At 70.0% G+C, this 18,512-nt stretch carries 19 protein-coding genes; 10 read left to right on the forward strand and 9 right to left on the reverse strand.

All coding sequences use genetic code 11. The features are described 5' to 3' along the window. Positions 1–6: 6 nt before the first annotated feature. Positions 7–609 carry a DUF2242 domain-containing protein gene (locus BM393_RS18345; protein ID WP_217648469.1) on the reverse strand — a complete coding sequence of 201 codons (603 nt, stop codon included), beginning with the start codon at positions 607–609 and terminating at the stop codon, positions 7–9. A gap of 90 nt (positions 610–699) precedes the next feature. Beyond that, the gene (locus BM393_RS18350; protein WP_091729815.1) at positions 700–984 is read right to left on the reverse strand and encodes a hypothetical protein; all 285 of its coding nucleotides are present in this window, start codon (positions 982–984) and stop codon (positions 700–702) included. A gap of 245 nt (positions 985–1,229) precedes the next feature. Here BM393_RS18350 and BM393_RS18355 point away from each other — a divergent pair, with 245 nt between their 5' ends. The 3 genes from BM393_RS18355 to BM393_RS18365 all read left to right on the forward strand — a co-directional run bounded on the left by BM393_RS18355 (position 1,230) and on the right by BM393_RS18365 (position 2,386). After that, on the forward strand, positions 1,230–1,424 hold the full coding sequence (locus BM393_RS18355) for a hypothetical protein (protein WP_091729820.1): 195 nt from the start codon (positions 1,230–1,232) through the stop codon (positions 1,422–1,424). A 34-nt stretch (positions 1,425–1,458) separates the two neighbouring features. Further along, positions 1,459–1,776, forward strand: coding sequence for a BON domain-containing protein (locus BM393_RS18360; protein WP_091729824.1), 318 nt, complete (start codon positions 1,459–1,461; stop codon positions 1,774–1,776). Between the two features lie 178 nt (positions 1,777–1,954). After that, complete coding sequence (locus BM393_RS18365) at positions 1,955–2,386, forward strand: response regulator transcription factor (RefSeq protein ID WP_091729826.1); 432 nt, start codon at positions 1,955–1,957, stop codon at positions 2,384–2,386. On the opposite strand, the gene BM393_RS18370 is transcribed toward BM393_RS18365, so the two are convergent. After that, a complete protein-coding gene (locus tag BM393_RS18370) occupies positions 2,364–2,996 on the reverse strand; it encodes a response regulator transcription factor (RefSeq protein WP_091729829.1) in 633 nt (210 codons plus the stop codon). The two genes, BM393_RS18365 and BM393_RS18370, sit on opposite strands and share 23 nt — an antisense overlap. Positions 2,997–3,043: 47 nt before the next feature. On the opposite strand from BM393_RS18370, the gene BM393_RS18375 reads away from it, so the two are divergent. The 4 genes from BM393_RS18375 (at position 3,044) to BM393_RS18390 (ending at position 9,724) form a co-directional block, all read left to right on the forward strand. Beyond that, positions 3,044–4,498 (forward strand): CHASE3 domain-containing protein, encoded by a 1,455-nt coding sequence (locus tag BM393_RS18375; protein WP_091729834.1) that lies wholly within the window; start codon positions 3,044–3,046, stop codon positions 4,496–4,498. 155 nt (positions 4,499–4,653) lie between these two features. Next, positions 4,654–5,100, forward strand: a complete 447-nt coding sequence (locus BM393_RS18380; RefSeq protein ID WP_091729838.1) for a BON domain-containing protein — start codon at positions 4,654–4,656, stop codon at positions 5,098–5,100. A 236-nt stretch (positions 5,101–5,336) separates the two neighbouring features. After that, positions 5,337–7,484, forward strand: a complete 2,148-nt coding sequence (locus tag BM393_RS18385; RefSeq protein WP_091729843.1) for an esterase-like activity of phytase family protein — start codon at positions 5,337–5,339, stop codon at positions 7,482–7,484. Positions 7,485–7,600: 116 nt separating this feature from the next. Next, positions 7,601–9,724, forward strand: coding sequence for a M13 family metallopeptidase (locus BM393_RS18390; RefSeq protein WP_091731804.1), 2,124 nt, complete (start codon positions 7,601–7,603; stop codon positions 9,722–9,724). Positions 9,725–9,839: 115 nt separating this feature from the next. On the opposite strand, the gene BM393_RS18395 is transcribed toward BM393_RS18390, so the two are convergent. Beyond that, the gene (locus BM393_RS18395; RefSeq protein ID WP_310732154.1) at positions 9,840–10,190 is read right to left on the reverse strand and encodes an H-NS histone family protein; all 351 of its coding nucleotides are present in this window, start codon (positions 10,188–10,190) and stop codon (positions 9,840–9,842) included. A gap of 332 nt (positions 10,191–10,522) precedes the next feature. Here BM393_RS18395 and BM393_RS18400 point away from each other — a divergent pair, with 332 nt between their 5' ends. Continuing rightward, entirely contained in the window at positions 10,523–11,269 is a 747-nt protein-coding gene (locus BM393_RS18400; RefSeq protein WP_175538405.1) for a GntR family transcriptional regulator, read from the forward strand. Between the two features lie 72 nt (positions 11,270–11,341). On the opposite strand, the gene BM393_RS18405 is transcribed toward BM393_RS18400, so the two are convergent. Next, entirely contained in the window at positions 11,342–11,809 is a 468-nt protein-coding gene (locus BM393_RS18405) for an Lrp/AsnC family transcriptional regulator (protein WP_221211160.1), read from the reverse strand. An 89-nt stretch (positions 11,810–11,898) separates the two neighbouring features. Here BM393_RS18405 and ilvB point away from each other — a divergent pair, with 89 nt between their 5' ends. Beyond that, on the forward strand, positions 11,899–13,761 hold the full coding sequence (gene ilvB, locus BM393_RS18410; RefSeq protein ID WP_091729853.1) for a biosynthetic-type acetolactate synthase large subunit: 1,863 nt from the start codon (positions 11,899–11,901) through the stop codon (positions 13,759–13,761). A 33-nt stretch (positions 13,762–13,794) separates the two neighbouring features. On the opposite strand, the gene BM393_RS18415 is transcribed toward ilvB, so the two are convergent. Continuing rightward, the gene (locus BM393_RS18415) at positions 13,795–14,283 is read right to left on the reverse strand and encodes a nucleotide-binding protein (RefSeq protein ID WP_091729856.1); all 489 of its coding nucleotides are present in this window, start codon (positions 14,281–14,283) and stop codon (positions 13,795–13,797) included. Beyond that, positions 14,284–15,339, reverse strand: coding sequence for a helix-turn-helix domain-containing protein (locus tag BM393_RS18420; RefSeq protein ID WP_091729861.1), 1,056 nt, complete (start codon positions 15,337–15,339; stop codon positions 14,284–14,286). 104 nt (positions 15,340–15,443) lie between these two features. Here BM393_RS18420 and pcaC point away from each other — a divergent pair, with 104 nt between their 5' ends. Then, positions 15,444–15,842 (forward strand): 4-carboxymuconolactone decarboxylase, encoded by a 399-nt coding sequence (pcaC, locus tag BM393_RS18425; RefSeq protein ID WP_091729866.1) that lies wholly within the window; start codon positions 15,444–15,446, stop codon positions 15,840–15,842. A gap of 7 nt (positions 15,843–15,849) precedes the next feature. Here the strand turns inward: pcaC and BM393_RS18430 are convergent, their stop codons facing one another. Then, entirely contained in the window at positions 15,850–16,671 is an 822-nt protein-coding gene (locus tag BM393_RS18430) for a M15 family metallopeptidase (protein ID WP_141225388.1), read from the reverse strand. Then, positions 16,655–18,511 carry a hypothetical protein gene (locus BM393_RS18435; RefSeq protein ID WP_141225389.1) on the reverse strand — a complete coding sequence of 619 codons (1,857 nt, stop codon included), beginning with the start codon at positions 18,509–18,511 and terminating at the stop codon, positions 16,655–16,657. The genes BM393_RS18430 and BM393_RS18435 overlap by 17 nt, the downstream gene beginning before the upstream one ends. Position 18,512 lies beyond the last annotated feature (1 nt).

An 18,512-nucleotide genomic window follows, 5' to 3' on the forward strand; every position in this document is an offset into this window, starting at 1 on the left:
CCGTCCTCAGCCGCCGGTCTTGTCGAGGTCCTTCGTGTCGTCGGCCCCCTGCTGCGTGATCAGCCGCTGCATCAGCGCGAAGAAGCGGTCGTAGAACTGTCCGGCCGGGATGGTCTCGGACGCGACCTTGACCAGCGATTCCGAGGTCGACGACAGCGGCACCGAGATCGAGCCGATCGCGCTCACGCCGAGGCTCGTGGAATTGGCGCTGCGCTTGACGTTGTAGCGGTCCTGCAGCGCGGACACGTAGGCGGTGGCCAGCTTGCCGCTGCCGCCCTCGGGCACGCAGACGATGGTGAAGCTGATCTCCACGTGCACCTCGCCCTCGGGCTGGAAGCGCTTCGTGCCGGCGATCGAGTCCGGCGTCGCGGTGTTGATCACGTAGCCCTGGCTCAGCAGCGCGCGCCGCGCGGCCTCGCAGGTGTCGTTGACGCTGGCGTCGAACAGGCGCGAGAAGGTCTCGTCCGCCGCGAAGCGCTCGTTCTGGTAGACGGAGTTCTTGCGCGCGGCGCTGCCCGGCCCGAAGGCGCCGCAGCCGGCCAGCAGCGCGGCCGCCAGGGACGCCATGGCCCAGGGGCGAAGGGAATCGGAAGTGAGGCGTCGGATCATCGTCGTCGGGCCGTGATCGGCCAGCGGCGGATTATCCGTGTCCGGGCTGACGACGCCCCGTCGTCATCGCACCGCTGTGCGGCTGCGGGCTCAGTGGGCCAGCTGCGAGGTCAGCAGCGTCTCCCATTCGCCGTCGATGCAGACCTGCAGGCGGCGCGCGCTGCCGGGGCAGCGGTGCCAGTGCTCGCTGGCCGCGGACATCAGCGCCGGCCATAGCGGGCGGTCGCCGTCGCAGCGGCTGCGCGGGATCACCAGGGCCAGTTCGCGTTGCGTCTCGTGGCCGTCGGCTTCAATGAAGTCCAGCCGCGCCCGCACGACCACCGTCAGCGGGGTCGACAACAGCAGTTCGGCATTCACAATTTCCAGCGTTTCCATGGCCGCGATCGTAGGCAGGGCGCATGCCCGTGGGTGTCGGGGTCGCCCGCGACGCCCTGTAGGACATTGCCTCATCCCGCAGGCGGTGATCGCCCTCGCCGCCTTTGACCCGAACCGCGGGCGCGCCATTCGCCGGTGATCTCCGCTTGTCCTACACAACAACGCGCATGCGGACGACAGGGCCGGCTGTTCGGCATACGTAGAGTCAGTTCCAGCGCACCGCGGGGTGCACAAGGAGCCGACAGATGGGTATCGCCGACCACCATTCCCTCGCCCTGCATGTTCATGAGATCGCCTGCCAGGTCCAGTGGACCGCCGTCGGCGACCACGAACCGGTCCTGGGACTGGAAGCGGCCCTGCCCTACCTGATGGACCACGCCCCCGCGACGTTCGCCGAGCCGGCCCCTGCCGTCGTGTCGACAGACCGCCACGCCGCGTGAGTCCGAGCCCTGTCATCAATCCAAGGAGATCAACATGATGATTCGAGCCACCGTTCTCGCCCTGGCCACCGCTGTGGGCGCCATCACGATGCTGCCGGGCTGCGCCGTCACCCGCGGCCAATCCTCGGTCGGCGAGTACGTCGACGATGCCGCCGTCACCACCGCGGTGAAGTCCAAGTTCGTCGAGGCCAAGACCGTCGACGCCAGCTCCATCCACGTCGAGACGCTGCAGGGCGAGGTGATGCTGTCGGGCTTCGCCAAGAGCGCCACCGAGAAGGCCGATGCCGAGCGCCTGGCCCGCGAGGTCAAGGGCGTGAAGCGCGTCAAGAACGAGATCGCCATCCGCAACTGATCGGGTGACCGATCGGGCCGCGGAGGCCCAGCCTGACGCGCTGACGCGCGACCGACACGCGCCCGGTGGCGGCCTGACCGACCGCCCCGGGCGCTGTGCGCGAACGGACGGTGTGCCTCCGCATCCCGTCCGTTCGCGCGCACCCGCTTGTGGTTCCGAGAAGTACACGAGTCCCGCCATGGAGTCCCAGCCCGCCAGCGCCGCCCTCACCTGCTTCCTCGTCGAGGACAACGCCGTCATCCGGGAGAACCTGGTGGCGACGCTCGAGGAGATGGTGGACTTGCGCGTGCTCGGTCACGCGGAGGACGAGCGCGGCGCGCTGGACTGGTTGTCGGAAACCCATCCCGGCTGCGACCTGCTGATCATCGACATCTTCCTGGCCCAGGGCACCGGGCTGAACGTGCTGCGCGCCGCCAGCGAGCGGATGCCGCAGGCGCGCCGCGTGGTGCTGAGCAACTACGCGACGCCGGACATGCGCCAGCGCTGCTTCGCGCTGGGCGCCGACAAGGTGTTCGACAAGTCAGCCGAGCTCGAGGACCTGCTCGCCTACTGCGGCGGCCTGGCCGATGCGGCCCATCGCGATGCGGCTACTCGATCAGCCCGTTCTTGAGGGCGTAATACGTCAGCTCGCTGTTGGTGTTCAGCGCGAGCTTCTCCAGCACGCGCGAGCGGTAGGTCGAGACCGTCTTCACGCTCAGCGACATGCCGTCGGCGATGTGGCCGACGGTCTCGCCGCGGGCCAGGCGCAGGAAGACCTGCAGTTCGCGCTCGGACAGGGACTCGTGGGGCGCCTGGTCGGCCGGCGCGCCCAGGCCCTCGGCCAGCAGCTCGGCCACCGCGGGCGTGATGTACTTGCGACCGCGGAACACGGTGCGGATCGCGGTGGCGATCTCCTCGGGGTCGCATTCCTTGTTCAGGTAGCCGCTGGCGCCCTGGCGCAGCAGCGTGGTCGCGTAGTGGGTCTCGGGGAAGCCGCTGAGGATCAGCACCGGCAGCTCGGGCTTGCGGGCCTTGATGGCGGCCAGGGTCTCGACGCCGCTCTGGTCGGGCAGCGAGAGGTCCATCAGCATCACGTCGACTTCGCCGGCGCGGGCCAGGTCCAGGGCCTCGCGGCCGGAGCTGGCTTCGCCGGTGACGCGCAGGTCGACCTGTTCGGAGAGGAATTGCCGCAGCCCGGCGCGGACAATCGCGTGGTCGTCGACGATGGCGATTCGGATCATGGTGAGGCGATGGTCAAGCGAGCGAAATCGCTCGGGGAGTGTAGAGGATGAGCCTGAAGGACACCGTCACGAACCTCGGTCGCAAGACCTGGGCAATGCCGCTGGGCGTGTTCGTGGCCCTGTTGATGATCCTGATCAGCGAGTTGGCCTATTTCGGCGCCGTGTCGCAGATGGACCGCCTGGACACGCTGGGCCGGGCCCGGATGGAACTGCTCCGGCTGATGGCCCGCGTGACCGACGCGGAGTCAGGGCAACGGGGATACCTGATCACCCGCCGGCCGGAATACCTGGACCCCTACCGCTTCGCCGCGGAAGACGCCTCGCAGGGGCTCAGCGCGCTGCAGCGGATGTACGCGCAGGTCGGCGCCGAGGATGCCGAGCGCCGCAGCAAGGAGATCGCCAGCGCCGTCGGCGCCAAGCTCAGCGAGCTGCAGGAGGTGCTCAAGCTCTATGAGAGCGGGCGCGAGGCGGCCGGCCGGGAGCTCATGATGACCGACATCGGCCGCGACCAGATGGAGCAGATCCGCCGTCGCTCGGCCGAGCTGCTGGCCGACGAGAACCGCCGCATCGCGCTGGGCACCGGCCAGGTCTACGACACGTTGATGCTCAGCCGCATCGGCGTGGCCGGCATGACGCTGCTGAGCCTGATCGTGTTCGTGCTGTTCGTGCGCAAGAGCCGCGCGCTCGACGACCAGCGCGCCGAGCAGGCGCAGGAAGTGCGCGCCGAGCGCGACCGGCTGGAGGTCGAGGTGGCGCGCCGCACCGCCGAGCTCACCCAGCTGGCCCGCCACCTGCAGACCGCGCGCGAGGACGAGCGCGCCCGCCTCGCCCGCGACCTGCATGACGAGCTCGGCGCGTTGCTGACCGCGGCCAAGCTCGACGTCGCGCGGCTGCGGCCCAAGCTGCAGGCCGGGGCGCCCGACCTGATGCAGCGGCTCAACCACCTGACGGAGACGCTCAACAGCGGCATCGCGCTCAAGCGCCGCATCATCGAGGACCTGCGGCCGTCGACGCTGGACCAGCTCGGCCTGGTGCCGGCGCTCGAGATCCTGTGCCGCGAGACCTCCGAGCGGCTCGGCGTGCCGATCCGCATGAGCCTGGATCCCGCGGTCGAGCTGCCGCCCAGCGCGCAGTTGACGGCCTTCCGGCTGGTGCAGGAGGCGCTGACCAACACCGCCAAGTACGCCCGGGCCACCGAGGTCGAGGTGACGCTCAAGCGCGAATACGCGCAGGCCATGGTCGTGGTCGCCGACAACGGCCAGGGCTTCGAGCCGGACCGGCTTACGCTGGGCTCGCACGGGCTGCTGGGCATGCGTTTCCGCGTCGAGGCCGAGCGCGGCCAGCTGCGCCTGCGCAGCGCGCCGGGGCAGGGCACCGAGGTCTGCGCCTGGCTGCCGCTCAAGCGCGATGAGCCGGAGATTCCGCGCATCGACTTTCCGATTCCCGGGATGGCGGGGATGCCCGGGGAAGGTGGCGCCTCGTCTGCGGGTGGCGGGCTGTAGGCGGGCTCCTACGAGCGTCCGGGACGCCCGGCGACCGTCGCTTCCGGTGGCCGCCGACCCGGCGGCGCCGGGCGCCTGCCTAGAGTGAGGTCATGGATCCGCGGCCTTCCGCGGAATTTCCGCGACACCGCGATATCCCCGAAAGGAGCCTCGCCATGAAGCACTCTTCCCGCCCCAGCCAATTTGCCCTGCTGCTGCCCGCCGTGGTGGCCGCCGTCGCCCTGACCGCCTGCGGTCGTGAGGACGACGGTCGCACCGCCGGCCAGCGCCTGGACGACGGCATCTCCAAGATGGAGCAGAAGTCCGAGGAAGCGAAGCAGGACACTCGTCAGGCCATGGACAACATGGGCAACAAGATGGACCGGACCGCCGACAAGGTCGGCGCCGCCGTCGACGACGCCCAGATCACCACGTCCATCAAGACCGCGCTGGCGGGCGACCCCAAGCTCAGCGCGCTCGACGTGAAGGTCGAGACCGAGAAGGGCCACGTGACCCTGGACGGCACCGCGCCCGACCTGGCCGCGCGTGACCGCGCCGGCTCGATGGCCCTGGCCGCCAAGGGCGTCCAGTCGGTCAACAACCGCATCAAGGTCAACGGCTGATCTCCTCCTCTGCAGCCGGCTGACCGGGGCCCCGGCCCGCGTCGCCCGACGCGGTGCCGGGGCTTTCTGCTGTCGGCCTTCGCCCGGGGTATTCCCGGTTTCCTGTCGTATTCGTGACGATTCGTTAACGCGCTTCACGGGGCTGTCATCCGCGCTGCCTAGCGTGCCGCCCTGTCGCCACCCGGCCCCGTCGAGGGAGACCGGGCCGCAGCGTCCTCGAGCCACGAAAGATCGACATGAAGAAGACGACCGTCCGTTCCGTTCCCCGCCTGTGCCGCCCCAGCCGGCTGGGCCGGACCCTGATGAGCCTGGCCGCGATCGCGGCGCTGAGCGCCTGCAACACCAAGGACAACGACGGCTACGACATCCCGGTCGTCGTCCAACCGACGCAGGGTCGGCTCGTCGATGCGCCGGTGGAGGGCGTCAGCTACCAGGCCGCGCCGTCGGCGATCTCCGGCAAGACCGGCGCGAACGGCGTCTTCACCTGCAAGGCGGGCGACACGGTGAGCTTCAGCGTCGGCGGCGTCATCGTGGGCAGCGCCGCCTGCGCGGCAACCGTCGCCGCGGCGGACCTCGCCGGGACCAGCACGCTCAGCGACGTCAAGCTGCAGAACCGCCTCGTCTTCCTGCAGGCGCTGGACGAGGACGACGATCCCACCAACGGCATCCGCATCACGGCCGCGGTGCACGACGCGCTGACCAAGGCGCTGGACTTCAACCTGGCCGCGGCCGACTTCGACAAGGCCTTCGCCGCGCTGCTGCCGGCCGGGCAGAACGACGTCTACGGCCAGCCCTACGCCGGCCGCGCGATGAGCGCCAGCCGCCGCGCCGCCGCGGTCGACCACTACGAATCGACGATGGCCACGCTGCTCGGCAAGACCGAGACCAGCAGCGCCACCCAGGACAGCGCCGGCGGCGCCGTCGCGATCACCAAGTTCCAGATCCGCGCCGCCGACAACCAGTACGTGCCCTACGAGGGCAGCAACGCCGACGCGAAGAAGGACTTCCCCAAGGGCTTCTATCCGGCGGTCGGCTCGGGCCTGGCCTACAAGGGCAGGAACGCCGACGGCGCGCTGGAGTTCTGGGGCATCACCGACCGCGGCCCCAACGGCGACAGCCCGAGCGCGCCGCGCCCGGACACCGGCGCGGTCGTGACGACCAAGATGTTCCCCGCGCCAAGCTTCGCGCCGTCGATCGGCGTGATCACGCTGGGCAAGGACGGCGCCGTCATCGCCAGCCTGAATCCGCTGAAGAACCCGGATGGCTCGAAGGTCACCGGCCGCCCGCTGCCCTTCGGCGCCGTCGGCAACAGCGCCGAGGTGCCGCTGGCCGACACCCTGAAGTTCGACCAGACCAAGGGCAACTTCGACGCGAACGGCCTGGACAGCGAGACGCTGGTCCACGACGCCGCCAACAAGGTGTTCTGGACCTCGGACGAGTACGGCCCCTTCATCGTGAAGATCGACGCGGCCAGCTTCCAGGTCGTCAAGCGCTACGCGCCCGGCACGACCGCCGGCAGCCTGCCCGAGGTGCTGAAGCATCGCCGTCCCAACCGCGGCATGGAGGGCCTGACGATGGACGCGGCGACCGGCCGGCTGCATGGCTTCCTGCAGAGCCCGATCGATCCGGTGGACGCCGCCGGCAAGAGCATCGAGGTCGTCGACAGCGCCGACATGGACCAGGACGGCAAGACCACCGACAAGGTCAAGGTGCGCGACTTCGCCCAGTTCGCGCGCTGGATCGAGTTCGATCCCAAGACCGAGACCTCGCGGCTCTACGCCTATCCGCTCAGCTACCCGCTCGCCGCCAAGGGCGAGAAGTGGGACCGCAACCGCACCGGCAGCGCCAAGCTCGGCGACCTGGTCTCGCTGGGCAACGGCAGGTTCATCGTCATCGAGCAGGGCGCCGACTCGACCGGCGCGGTGCGCAACTTCCTGATGCTGGTGGAGCTGCCGGCCGCGGCGACCGACATCGCCGCCATCGGGACCGAGCTCGAGCGCAACAGCATCGATGGCGTGACCGCCTCGGCGGTGACCTGGGCCAAGGTCGTGAAGCTGAAGAAGACGGTGCTGCTGGACCTGAACGCCGCCGGCTGGAAGGCCGAGAAGGCCGAGGGCCTGGCGGTCGTCGACGGCAACACGCTGGCGCTGATCAACGACAACGACTTCGGCCTGAAGTCGACGCTGGTGGACGCGAAGGGCAAGCCGCTGGCCGGCGATCCGACCGAGTGCAGCGTCGACGCCAACGGCGTGATCGTCCAGGACGGCAGCTGCGCGGCCGGCGCGGTCACCGCGCGCGTGACCCGCGGCAACGAGGTCGACCGCCTCACCCACCTGTGGCTGTTCAAGTTCCCGAAGGCGCTGAGCAGCTACGTGGCACCCTGACCGGCCGGCGGCCCGGCCCTTGGCGGTCGGGTCTACCCGAGGTGTCCTCCGGCACCTCGGCGGCCGCGGGACGCTGACGGAGAATGCCCGCCAGCAAGAACTCCAGGCTGTCGCGCATGACCCGTCACCCCCTCGCCCGCACCACGGCGGCCGCGCTTGTCGCGGCCGTTTCCCTTGGCGCCGCCCCCTTCGCCCAGGCCGCGACGCCCGCGCCCGGCGCGGCCGCGTCCGCACCCGCCGCCGCGCCCGAAGCGCCGCTCGACCAGCTGCCCTACACGCCCAGCCTGGACACCGCGGCGATGGATCGCAACGCCGATCCCTGCGACGACCTCTACCAGTACGCCTGCGGCGGCTGGATGGCGGCCAACCCGATCCCGCCGGACCAGGCGCGCTGGTCGGTCTACGCCAAGATGGCCAACGAGAACCAGCGTTATCTCTGGGGCATCCTGGACAAGCTCTCGGCCGCCGATCCGGCGCGCAGCGCCAACCAGGCGCGCATGGGCGACTACTTCGCCGCCTGCATGGACGAAGCGGCGGCCGAGCGCCACGCGCTGGCGCCGCTGCGGCCGCTGCTGTCGCGCATCGACGCGCTGAAGGACCGCCGCGATCTGCCGGCCCTGCTGGCCGCGCTGCACCTGGCGACCAACAACGAGCGCGTGCTGTTCCACTTCAGCTCGGGCCAGGACATGGCCGACTCGACGCGGGTCATCGCCTTCGCCTACGCCGGTGGGCTGAGCCTCCCGGACCGCGAGTACTACTTCAAGGCCGACGAGAAATCCCGCACCCTGCGGGACCAATTCATCGCGCACGTCGCGCGCAGCTTCGAGCTGCTCGGCGACGCGCCCGAGGCGGCGCGCACGCAGGCCAGGCAGGTGATGGCCCTGGAGACCGCGCTGGCGCGCGCCTCGCTGAGCCGCGTCGACAAGCGCGATCCCTACAAGGGCTTCCACCCGATGAAGGCGGCCGGGCTGCAGGCGCTCACGCCGGGCTTCGACTGGACGGCCTACCAGCGCGCGCTGGGCCTGGACCCGCAGGCGGCCTACAACGTGACCGAGCCGGCCTTCTTCAAGGCCATGGCCAGGGAGCTGCGCCAGCGCGACCTGGCGCAGTGGCGCCATTACCTGCGCTGGCAGCTGGTCAGCAGCCAGGCGCCGACGCTCTCCGGCGCCGCGGTGCAGGGCAACTTCGAGTTCTTCGGCCAGACGCTGCAGGGCGTGCCGCAGAACAAGGCGCGCTGGAAGCGCTGCGTCGAGCTGGTCGACGCGCAGCTCGGGGAGGCGCTGGGCCAGGAGTTCGTCGCCCGCAACTTCAGTCCCGACCTGAAGGACAAGACGCTGACGATGACCAAGCAGATCGAGGACGCGATGGCCGCGCGCATCCGGTCGCTGAGCTGGATGAGCGAGACCACGAAGCAGCGCGCCCAGGAGAAGCTGCATGCGATCGTCAACAAGGTCGGTTATCCGGACCGCTGGCGCGACTACGGCGCGCTGACTGTCGCGCGGGACGACTTCGCCGGCAACGTGATGCGGGGCAATGCCTTCGAGCTCCAGCGCCAGCTGGCCAAGATCGGCAAGCCGCTGGACCGTGGCGAATGGGGCATGACGCCGCAGACAGTCAACGCGTATTACGACGCGCAGATGAACGACATCAACTTCCCGGCCGGCGTGCTGCAGCCGCCGCTGTTCGACCCCAAGCTGGACGACGCGCCTAACTACGGCAACACCGGCGGGACCATCGGCCATGAGTTGATCCACGGCTTCGACGACGAGGGCCGGCAGTTCGATGCCAAGGGCAATCTGCGCGACTGGTGGACGAAGAAGGACGGCAAGGCCTTCGAGCAGCGTGCCGCCTGCGTGACGAAGCAGTACGCGCAGTACGTGGTCGTCGACGACATCCGCATCAACAGCAAGCTGACGTTGGGCGAGGACCTGGCCGACCTGGGCGGCCTGGTGCTGGCGCATGCGGCCTGGAAGGCGCAGATCGCGGACATGTCGCCGCCGCCGGCGGACCGCGACGGCCTGACGCCGGAGCAGCGCTTCTTCGTCGGCTTCGCGCAGTGGGACTGCAGCCACGCGCGGCCGGAGTACGCGCGCGTGCATGCGTTGACCGACCCGCATTCGCCGGGGCGCTACCGGATCAACGGGGTCGCGGTGAACATGCCCGAGTTCGAACGGGCCTTCCACTGCAAGCCGGGCCAGAAGATGGTCAAGCCCGACGCCGAGCGCTGCCGCATCTGGTGACGCGGCCCGGCCGGCCTCGCGGCGCGAGGGCCCGCCGACCCGGGCCGCTGACATCGATGGTCGGCCGCGGCTGCCAGGCGGCGCCGCGGATCCTGCGAATCAGCCGATCGGCAGATCAACCGATCAGCAGGTCCTCGGCCGTCTTGCCGGCGGCCAGCGCGTCCTTGAACCAGGTGGGCCGCTTGCCGACGCCGGTCCAGGTGCGACCGGCGCCATCGTGGTACTTCGGCGTGCCGGCGCCGCGCGGCGCCTTGCGCTTGGCGGTGGTGGCCGCGCGGGCGGGTTTCGCGGCGGCCTTGCGGCCGGCGCGCGGACGCTGCAGGGTCGCGCCGAACAGTTCCTCGGGGGTCAGGCCGTAGTGATCGATGGCCTCGCGGATCCGCGCGACCACGCCGGAGATTTCCTTCGCGCGCAGCGCCTCGGCTTCTTTCTGAAGTTTCTCGATCTGACTCAGGACTTGTTTCAAGGATTTCGCCATTCGGCTGACTCCATTCGGGGTGAATTGACCTGGGCATCTGCCTCTGTGTCGCTGACCTCCCGGGCGCGACTGTAGCGCCCTGCGAGCGAGCGATGCGGAAACGACACAGCCTGTCCCATTGACACGGGGTGACTCGACTGATTCCAGTAGGGCGCAGGGCGACATATATGTCGATTGCGCAGTCCATGCCGGGACGAGACATCGGTTCATTGCGCTTCGGCAAGAACGCGGGCGGCGACGCGATTCGCCGGGAATGGACAGGGAGCGCGCTCCTTAGAGTGAATCGTTCATTCACCGCAATTGCTGGACGGAGTGCCGCGATGGTTCGATCCACACACCCGATCAATGCGCCGACCTACCTGCGCCTGCGCGACCAGATCCGCGCCGACATCGAGGACGGCTGCTGGCGCCTGGGCCAGCACCTGACGCTGCACGAGCTGAGCGCGCATTACCAGGTCAGCAACGTGCCGGTGCGGGAGGCGCTGCTGCAACTGCAGGGGGACGGCATGGTGGACATGCGGATGAACAAGGGCGCGGTGGTGCGGGCGGTGGACGCGCGCTTCATCGAGGAGTATTTCGACGTACGCGAAGCGCTGCACACGATGCTGCTGGCCCAGGCCTGCGGGCGGCCCGAGGCCCGCGAGGCGGCGCAGGGGCCGCAGATCGAGGCGCTCGTGCGCGCGGTGGAGGAGGCCGCCCGGGATGGCCGTGCTCAGGAGCTGCTGGCGGCCGATGAGACGCTGCAGGAGGAACTCGCGCGCTGGGGCGGCAATGCGCAGGCGCTGGGGATGCAGGCCTCGCGCGGGCGGCTGCTGGAGGCGGTCCGGCGCTCGCGCATGGCCTTGTGGGCGTCGGAGCTGGACGTGTTGGCTGTCCAGGACCGGGCGATGGTGGAGGCGATCCGGCAGGCCGACCCAACCACCGCGGGCGAGGCGATGCGCCGCCATGTCGCGGCCGCGCGGACCTACATGCTGCGCCTGCTGCGGCTACCCGAGCTGCCGGCGCGGGTCGAGGGCGCGTCGTTCGCGCCGGGTTCGACCTCGAGTGAGGCGCCGGACGCCGACTGAGCGGTCTCGATCGGAGGTCGCGCCGACCGCGGCAGTCCACCATTCTGCGCGGCGCCGTTCACGGGGCGCCGTTCACAGGGGCAGGGAGCTCGCCTTCAGGCAGCGCAGCACGAAGCTGGACTTGCTGTGGCGCACGCCGGGGATCTTGTAGAGCTTCTCGCGCAGCAGGCGTTCGTAGTCGCGGGTGTCGCGCACGGACAGGCGCAGCACGTAGTCGTAATCGCCGGAGACCAGGTAGGCATCGATGACCTCGGGGATGGCCTCGAGGTGGCGGGCGAATTCCGCCATCGCCGCGTCGGTGTGCTTGTTCAGGGTGAGCTGCACGATCAGCTGCTCGGGCCGCCCGATCTTCTCGGCGTTCACCTTGACGGTGTAACCCTCGATCACGCCGGATTCCTCCAGCCGCTTGATGCGCGTCCAGCAGGGCGAGGTGGTCAGGCCGACCTCCTCGCTGACCTCCTGCAGGCTGGCGCGAGCGTTGCGCTGCAGCGCGCGCAGGATGGCGCGGTCGAACTTGTCGAGCTTGATTTGCTGATCCATCGCGCTTTGGAAGGAAGATTTGCTGTGCGGCGAATTCTATGAGGCAAGAACGGCAACCCTTTCCGAGCCAGTGCCGGGACACTGGACGCATGAATGCCAGGTTCGACGGCGCCCAGGTCAGCGCCCGCGGCGCGGTCATCGACGCGCCCTGTTCTCCCTCCTCCCCTTCATCGCCGGCCAGCGCCGGTCCTGTCGCGCCGCTCGGGAACGCGCCACCGCGCAACGGCGCCCAGACGCTGCTGGACACGCTGGTGGCCTGCGGCGTGGACACCGTGTTCGGTTATCCCGGCGGCGCGGTGCTGCCGCTGTACGACGCGCTGCACGGCGAGCCGCGCCTGCGCCACATCCTGGTCCGCCACGAACAGGCGGCCGTGCATGCGGCCGAGGGGTATGCGCGCAGCACCGGCCGGCTGGGCGTCGTGCTGGTGACCTCGGGCCCCGGCATGAGCAACACGACGACGGGCCTGCTGGACGCGCTGTGCGACTCGGTACCGGTGCTATGCATCAGCGGCCAGGTGAATAGCGCGGCGATCGGCACCGACGCCTTCCAGGAGTGCGATGCGCTGGGCATCTCGCGGCCGGTGACCAAGTGGAATGCGCAGGCGCGGCCCGGTGGCGACGTCGCGGCGCTGGTGCGCAAGGCCGTCGAGATCGCGCGGGGCGGTCGTCCGGGCCCGGTGCTGCTGGACGTGCCGAAGGATGTGCAGCTGGCGCCGGCGCGGCCTGATGAGAGGCTTGATGCCAGGCCCACCGCCCGGACCGCACACGAGCGGCCGCAAGCGGCGGCGCTGCCCGTCTCGCCCATCGTCGACGTGCGTGCGGTGGAAACGGCCGCGGACTGGATCGCCACCGCGCGCCGGCCGGTGTTCTATGGCGGCGGCGGCCTGATCAACGCCGGCGACGAGGCCTGCGCCGCGTTCGCGGCCGCGGTGGCGCTGGCCGGCGCGCCCTGCACGCTGACGCTGATGGGGCTGGGCGCGGTGCCGGCGTCGTCGCCGCACTGGCTGGGCATGCTGGGCATGCACGGGACGCTGGAGGCCAACCTGGCGATGCATCACGCCGACCTCATCGTCTGCGCCGGCGCGCGCTTCGACGATCGGGTGACCGGCCGGCTCGATGCCTTCGCGCCCGGCGCGCGCGTGATCCACCTCGACATCGACCCCGCGTCCATCGACAAGGTCCGGCGCGCCGACCTCGCCCTGTGCGGGGACGCGCGGACGCTGCTGCCGCGCCTGCGCCGCGCGCTGGAGCGACGCCCGATGCCACCGGAGCGCTTGGCCGACTGGTGGGCGCGGATCCAGGACTGGCGCTCGCGCCGATCGCTGGCCTTCGAGGACACGCCGGAGGTGATCGCGCCGCAGGCGCTGATGGCGCGTCTGCAAGCGCAGCTCGCCGGCCGGGACGCGATCGTGTCGACGGACGTCGGCCAGCATCAGATGTGGGCGGCGCAGCACCTGGCCTTCGAGCGCCCGCGGCGCTGGCTCACCTCGGGCGGCGCCGGCACGATGGGCTACGGCCTGCCGGCGGCGATCGGCGCGCAGGTGGCGCATCCGGGGCGGCTGGTCGTGTGCGTCAGCGGCGATGCGTCGATCCTGATGAACCTGCAGGAGATGGCCACGGCGCGGCAGCACCGCGCGGGGGTCAAGGTCGTGCTGTGCAACAACGGCCACATGGGCATGGTGCGGCAGTGGCAGGAGCTGCATCACGGCGAGCGTTACAGCCACAGCTACAACGCCTGCATGCCGGATTTCGTCGCGGTGGCGAAAGGCTTCGGCTGGGAGGCGGCGCGGGTCACGCGGCGGGATGCGCTCGATGCGGCGCTCGCCGAGTGCCTGGCGAGCGACGGCCCGTATTTCCTCGACGTGGCCGTCGCGCCGGTGGAGAACTGCTTCCCGATGATTCCGGCGGGGAAGGGGCATCACGAGGTGATGTTGGCGGCCCGGACGCCCTAACCCCCGCGGCAACTTGTCATCGACCGTGCGGGATCAAGTCGCCCATTCCTTGAATCGCCGTTGGCACTCTTCCGAAGGGAATCGGGCACCCGCCGCCAACATGCGATGAAGGGCCGCCGCGAGCGCGCTTTCGTCGACAACCGCGTGCGCCAGCAGTTGATCGAGCAGCCACAGCGCGCCGTGCACCGCCATGCCGTCCTTCTGGGCTTGCCTGCGCAGCCGGCCATCGCCGGTCAGCAAGGGCAAGCCGGACTGCCGCGCCAGGTAATAGCAGGAAACGTCCGCCAGAGAGCTGTTGTTGTGCTCGGCAGTGAGGTGCATGAGGTCCGCCACGGCCTCGCTGCCAAGTGATTCCACGATCAGACCGCGCCGGGTCAGCTCTTCGTGGGCAAGGTCCTGCAGTTCGTGGAGGACAAAGTCGGTGCTGCAGAAGCGGAACGGGAGTCGGAAAAGGACGTCCAGGAGATCAGCGTTCCGGAAATCAATCCAGATGTTGGTATCGCTGACGTAGACCCGCTGCATTCATGCTCCCACCGGCGCTGAGAGGGCGGGCTCGAGCGTGTCCAGCGGACGTTGCAGGAACTCGGCGGCACGGGACGGGGTGAAGAGGCCCTCGGCCAGGCCCCAGAACACGAGCGACTCGAAACGTCGCGGTTGCTCCGGCAACAGCGCCTCCGGCTCCGCGGTGCGCCAGCCAGCCTGGGAGAACTGGATGACCGCTGCCTTGTAGCCGGCCTCGTTCAGCAGGCCGAGATCCTTCAGGCGACGAAGGGCCACCTGCATCGAAATCCCGTAGCGCCGCTTTGCATTCAGGAGCTCCGCAGGATGCACGCGTGATCGGCGGTGACTGCCGAAGTCGAGCAGCACCTGTGCGCCGGGATAGAGAAACGCGCCGGCGAAGCGATGACAGCATCGCTCCTTGTCGGCTTCGGACATGTCCTCCGGCAAGGCCATCACCCAGTGGCCGAGCTCATGTGCCGCCGTGAAGCGCATGCGCTCACCTGGCCGCGCGGTATTGAGCGCGATCAGCACATGTTCGTGATCCTCCGTGGCGGCGCACGCACCGTCGAAGTCATCTTGCGCATCGAGCAGCGCCACCTTGATGCCGCGCTCTTCCAGCAACTGCGTCAGGTTCGCGATGGCATCGCCGCCGATGCCCCAGTCGCGGCGCAGGCGCTCCGCCGCGCTCTCCGCCGCGTCGAAGGACTCGACCTGAAGGATCTGAGGGGCCGTCGGGGCGATGCGGACATTGACGGCGTCGAAGCAGCGCTCGAGACCGATATAGCGTTCGAGGTGGTCGCGCATCTGCTCTTCCACCTGTCGCTGCCGGTACTTCGGCATGCGGGCCAGCTTGCGGAACTCGAGCGGCGACAAGGTCACGGCTTCAGCGCGGAAGAAGTACTCGGGTCGCACGCCCAGAGCTTTGGAGAACTGGAGCAGGCGCGTCGAATTCGGGATGGCGTCGCCGCGCTCGAACTTGCTCAGTGCTTGCTTGGTGATGTCACCGATGGCCTGGGCCAGTGCGTCAAGGCTGAGCCCTTTCAAGACGCGGGCCCGCCGGAGTCGGTCGTGGATCATCGCGTGCTCCTAGGTTGACGGGAATTCTATTCCTGATCGTTTCGTCAACCAACGACTGATTCAAGTAGCGTGTCCAGTCGCGCACCGGCTACAGGAGACCCTCAATGACTCGCCCCTTCGCTCCGAGCAATCCCGAGCTCTTCGAGCAAGGCCTGCAGACCCGACGAGAGGTGCTGGGCGATGCCTACGTCGATGCGTCGATCCGGAACGCCACCGACTTCACCATCGACATGCAGGAGCTGGTGACCCAGTACTGCTGGGGCGATGTCTGGAACCGGCCGGGGCTGGACCGGCGCTCGCGCTCGCTGCTGAACCTGGCGATGCTGACCGCGCTGGACCGGCCGCATGAACTCAAGATCCACGTGCGCGGCGCGCTCAACAACGGGCTCACGCGCGAGGAGATCAAGGAGGTCTTCCTGCAGACGGCGATCTACTGCGGCGTGCCGGCGGCGATCGATGCGTTCCGCTCGGCCGCCGAGGTCTTCAAGGAGATCGACGGCTGAGCCGCGGTCAGGGATTGCGGCGGGCCAGCTCGAAGTGCATGCCGTCGACGTTGCTGCTGAAGTGGCCGCCCCACGCGAAGCCCTGGGCGGCGAAGAGCGGCACCAGCGGGGTGAGGTCGCCTTGCTGGCCGGGCGACGCGGGGGGATGGCCGGCGCCGTTCCAGCGCGCGTTCAGGTCGATCGCGACGCCCCAGCTGTGGGAGCTGAGGTCCGGATTGCCCGGATCCCAGTTCTTGTGGCGGGGCACCCAGCCGCCGTCGAAGGTCTGGATGAGCGAGCCCAGTCCGAGCGCGTCGATGCGGTCGAACACGGCCTGGAAGTGCGGATGGGCCAGCCGGTGCAGGCTCACCGCCGGATGGCCGAGCGCCGCGAGCACCGGATGGCTGAAGGGCGCGATGTGCTGCGTCACCCAGGCCGCCGGCGTGATGACGATCGAGCCGCGCTGCGCGCCCGGCGTCGACTGGAAGGCGCCGAAGGTGCCGGCCAGCTCCGCCTGCGAGAGCGGCAGGATCGTGCCGTTGCCCCGCCGCCGCACGTCGGGCGCGACCGCGCCGGCCGGTGCCGCCGGCACCGGCGTGGCGGCGTCCTCGAACTGGGCGGCGCCTGACCAGAAGTAGTGCTCGCGCCCTTCGACGCCATACCAGGCGCGCCGTCCCAGGTAGGCCTCACCGTCGATGACGCGATCGACCATCAGGGTGTCGCCCGGCTCGAGTCGGCCGATGCGGGCGAAACCGACCGCCGGCCCGCCGCGCAGGTTCAGCTTCTGCTCGATGCGCACGCGGCGCGGCGGTGCGAGCGGCGTCGCGACTGGCTTAGGCGAGGTAGTCATCGTCATTGCTCCCGGGAGCCAGGCCGAGCAGTTCCTGGATCTGGACCAAGGTCAGCTCGGCCGTCTGCGCCTGCCCGCGCTCGCCCTGCCAGGTCTTGATCGCGGCGCGCGTGCGGCCATCGAAGAGCGCCGTCACCTCGGCGCCGGTGAGGCCCAGGCCCCGCTGCACCCGCTCGACCTCCTGCGGCGACAGGCCGCGCTCGGCATCGTTGAGCGCGTCGCTCATCGCTTCCGGGGGCGCTTCTTGCGTCGCACCGGGCGCGGCGGTGGTGGGCGTGCGGGCCAGCATCGACTTGGGAGGCTCCGCGGCACTCGCGGCATTGGCGGCCGCGGGCGTTTCCTGGGCCTTCGTGCCGGCGGCGCGCAGCTTGACCAGCCGGTTCAGCAGATCGAACCAGAACGGTCCGCCCAGGGTGCAGGCCACTGCCGTCATGCTCCAGCCCAGCAGCGCGATCAGCAGGTTGCCCCACCAGCCGCCATCGCCGATCCGGTCGCCGAGGTGGCAGGGGACCACCTTCCCGGCCGGATCGCAGGCTTCGTCGAAATAGGTCGGCCAGGCGGATCCCGTCCAGCCCAGCGGCAGGCCGATGCTCTGCAGCGTGTCCAGTTCCGCCAGGCGCGTGCAGTAGGACTTGGCCGCCACGTCGTCCCCGAAGCGCTCGCACTGGCGCGGGATCTCCTTGCCCGTCGGCTTGACGAGACGGGCGAGCGCCGTCGGCGCCGAAGCGGCGCCCGGCGCGGCCGTAGCCGCCGCCGTGGGCGTGACGAGGGCCAGCCGTACCGGCTCGAACAGCGCGCGCAGCTCGGCATGCGGCTCGCCGGGCAGGAAGGCCTGCTCCAGCGCGGCGCTCGATCGGGCGATGGCCTGCGCATCGGGCGGGGTCGCGTTGAGCGCGCCGCGCAGCGTGATCGCGGCACGCAGCAGCGTCTCGAGCGGCTGGCGGACCTGCGCGTCGCTGGTGTCCGCGAGTCGCTTGAGCAAGGCGGCATTCAGGGGCTGCAGCGACGCCTGGGCCCGCGCGAGTGCCGGAGCCGGCAGGCCCGGTGTCTTCGAGGCCGCTGCAGCCGCGGGGGGCGATGCGGCGGGGATTGCCGGTGCGGCGGCAGGCGCGCTGACCGGCGCCGCGGGGGGCGTGACGGCCGGCTTGTCCGCGGCGGACACCTGCTGGTTGTAGTTGGTGGCGACCTCCTGCGCGACGGTCAGCGTGGCCTTGCGCAGCGCCTCGTCCTGCCAGAGTCGCGCGGAGATCAGGATGGGGTTGATGTTGGCGACCATCGCGGCGAGGAAGCCGAAGACGAACAGCGTCACCTGCGTATGGCGCTTGAACCAGCCGATCGAGCGTTCGCCGACCGCGTCGTACCAGGCCGCGAGCCGGGCTTCGAAGGCGGGCCAGTCCTGCTCCACGCCCATGGCGAGCCCGCGCATCGCGTCGACGAAGGCCGGGTTGGGCAGGGCGCCCGACGAGGCACCACCGGCGCGCTGCGAGGCGTCCGTGACGGTGGCCACGAACTCTGCCGGCGTGGCCGGACGCAGCCCGGCCAGGTGCTTGTCGCAGAGCAGCGCGATCAGGGAGCTGATGACGGCGTCCGCGTTGATGTAGGACGGCTTGCGGTCCTCCGCGCGGGTGGCCTTCGAGAGCGCGACGATCAGCGGGTGCGCGAGCAGGCCCTTGGCGAAGACGGGGTCGTCGCCGAAGAAGGAGACCACCGCGCGTTCCATGTACTTGCCGCGCAGCGACCGGATGGACGCCCAGAGCTCCTGCAGGGCCGTCGCGAGCAGGCTGGTGATCGCGAACACCAGCGCCACTCCGATCACGACGTCGATCATCCGGGTGTCCATC

The sequence above is a fragment of the Mitsuaria sp. PDC51 genome (genome assembly GCF_900113225.1).
Taxonomy (GTDB): Bacteria; Pseudomonadota; Gammaproteobacteria; order Burkholderiales; family Burkholderiaceae_C; genus Roseateles.

Bases quoted from the DNA above. Each gene is read 5' to 3' on its own strand.
- pcaC (WP_091729866.1), top strand. From the start codon at position 15,444: ATGACTCGCCCCTTCGCTCCGAGCAATCCCGAGCTCTTCGAGCAAGGC.
- BM393_RS18380 (WP_091729838.1), top strand. From the start codon at position 4,654: ATGAAGCACTCTTCCCGCCCCAGCCAATTTGCCCTGCTGCTGCCCGCC.
- BM393_RS18435 (WP_141225389.1), bottom strand. From the start codon at position 18,511: ATGGACACCCGGATGATCGACGTCGTGATCGGAGTGGCGCTGGTGTTC.
- BM393_RS18430 (WP_141225388.1), bottom strand. From the start codon at position 16,671: ATGACTACCTCGCCTAAGCCAGTCGCGACGCCGCTCGCACCGCCGCGC.
- ilvB (WP_091729853.1), top strand. From the start codon at position 11,899: ATGAATGCCAGGTTCGACGGCGCCCAGGTCAGCGCCCGCGGCGCGGTC.
- BM393_RS18385 (WP_091729843.1), top strand. From the start codon at position 5,337: ATGAAGAAGACGACCGTCCGTTCCGTTCCCCGCCTGTGCCGCCCCAGC.
- BM393_RS18400 (WP_175538405.1), top strand. From the start codon at position 10,523: ATGGTTCGATCCACACACCCGATCAATGCGCCGACCTACCTGCGCCTG.
- BM393_RS18345 (WP_217648469.1), bottom strand. From the start codon at position 609: ATGATCCGACGCCTCACTTCCGATTCCCTTCGCCCCTGGGCCATGGCG.
- BM393_RS18355 (WP_091729820.1), top strand. From the start codon at position 1,230: ATGGGTATCGCCGACCACCATTCCCTCGCCCTGCATGTTCATGAGATC.
- BM393_RS18390 (WP_091731804.1), top strand. From the start codon at position 7,601: ATGACCCGTCACCCCCTCGCCCGCACCACGGCGGCCGCGCTTGTCGCG.
- BM393_RS18420 (WP_091729861.1), bottom strand. From the start codon at position 15,339: ATGATCCACGACCGACTCCGGCGGGCCCGCGTCTTGAAAGGGCTCAGC.
- BM393_RS18415 (WP_091729856.1), bottom strand. From the start codon at position 14,283: ATGCAGCGGGTCTACGTCAGCGATACCAACATCTGGATTGATTTCCGG.
- BM393_RS18365 (WP_091729826.1), top strand. From the start codon at position 1,955: ATGGAGTCCCAGCCCGCCAGCGCCGCCCTCACCTGCTTCCTCGTCGAG.
- BM393_RS18350 (WP_091729815.1), bottom strand. From the start codon at position 984: ATGGAAACGCTGGAAATTGTGAATGCCGAACTGCTGTTGTCGACCCCG.
- BM393_RS18360 (WP_091729824.1), top strand. From the start codon at position 1,459: ATGATGATTCGAGCCACCGTTCTCGCCCTGGCCACCGCTGTGGGCGCC.
- BM393_RS18405 (WP_221211160.1), bottom strand. From the start codon at position 11,809: ATGGATCAGCAAATCAAGCTCGACAAGTTCGACCGCGCCATCCTGCGC.
- BM393_RS18375 (WP_091729834.1), top strand. From the start codon at position 3,044: ATGAGCCTGAAGGACACCGTCACGAACCTCGGTCGCAAGACCTGGGCA.
- BM393_RS18370 (WP_091729829.1), bottom strand. From the start codon at position 2,996: ATGATCCGAATCGCCATCGTCGACGACCACGCGATTGTCCGCGCCGGG.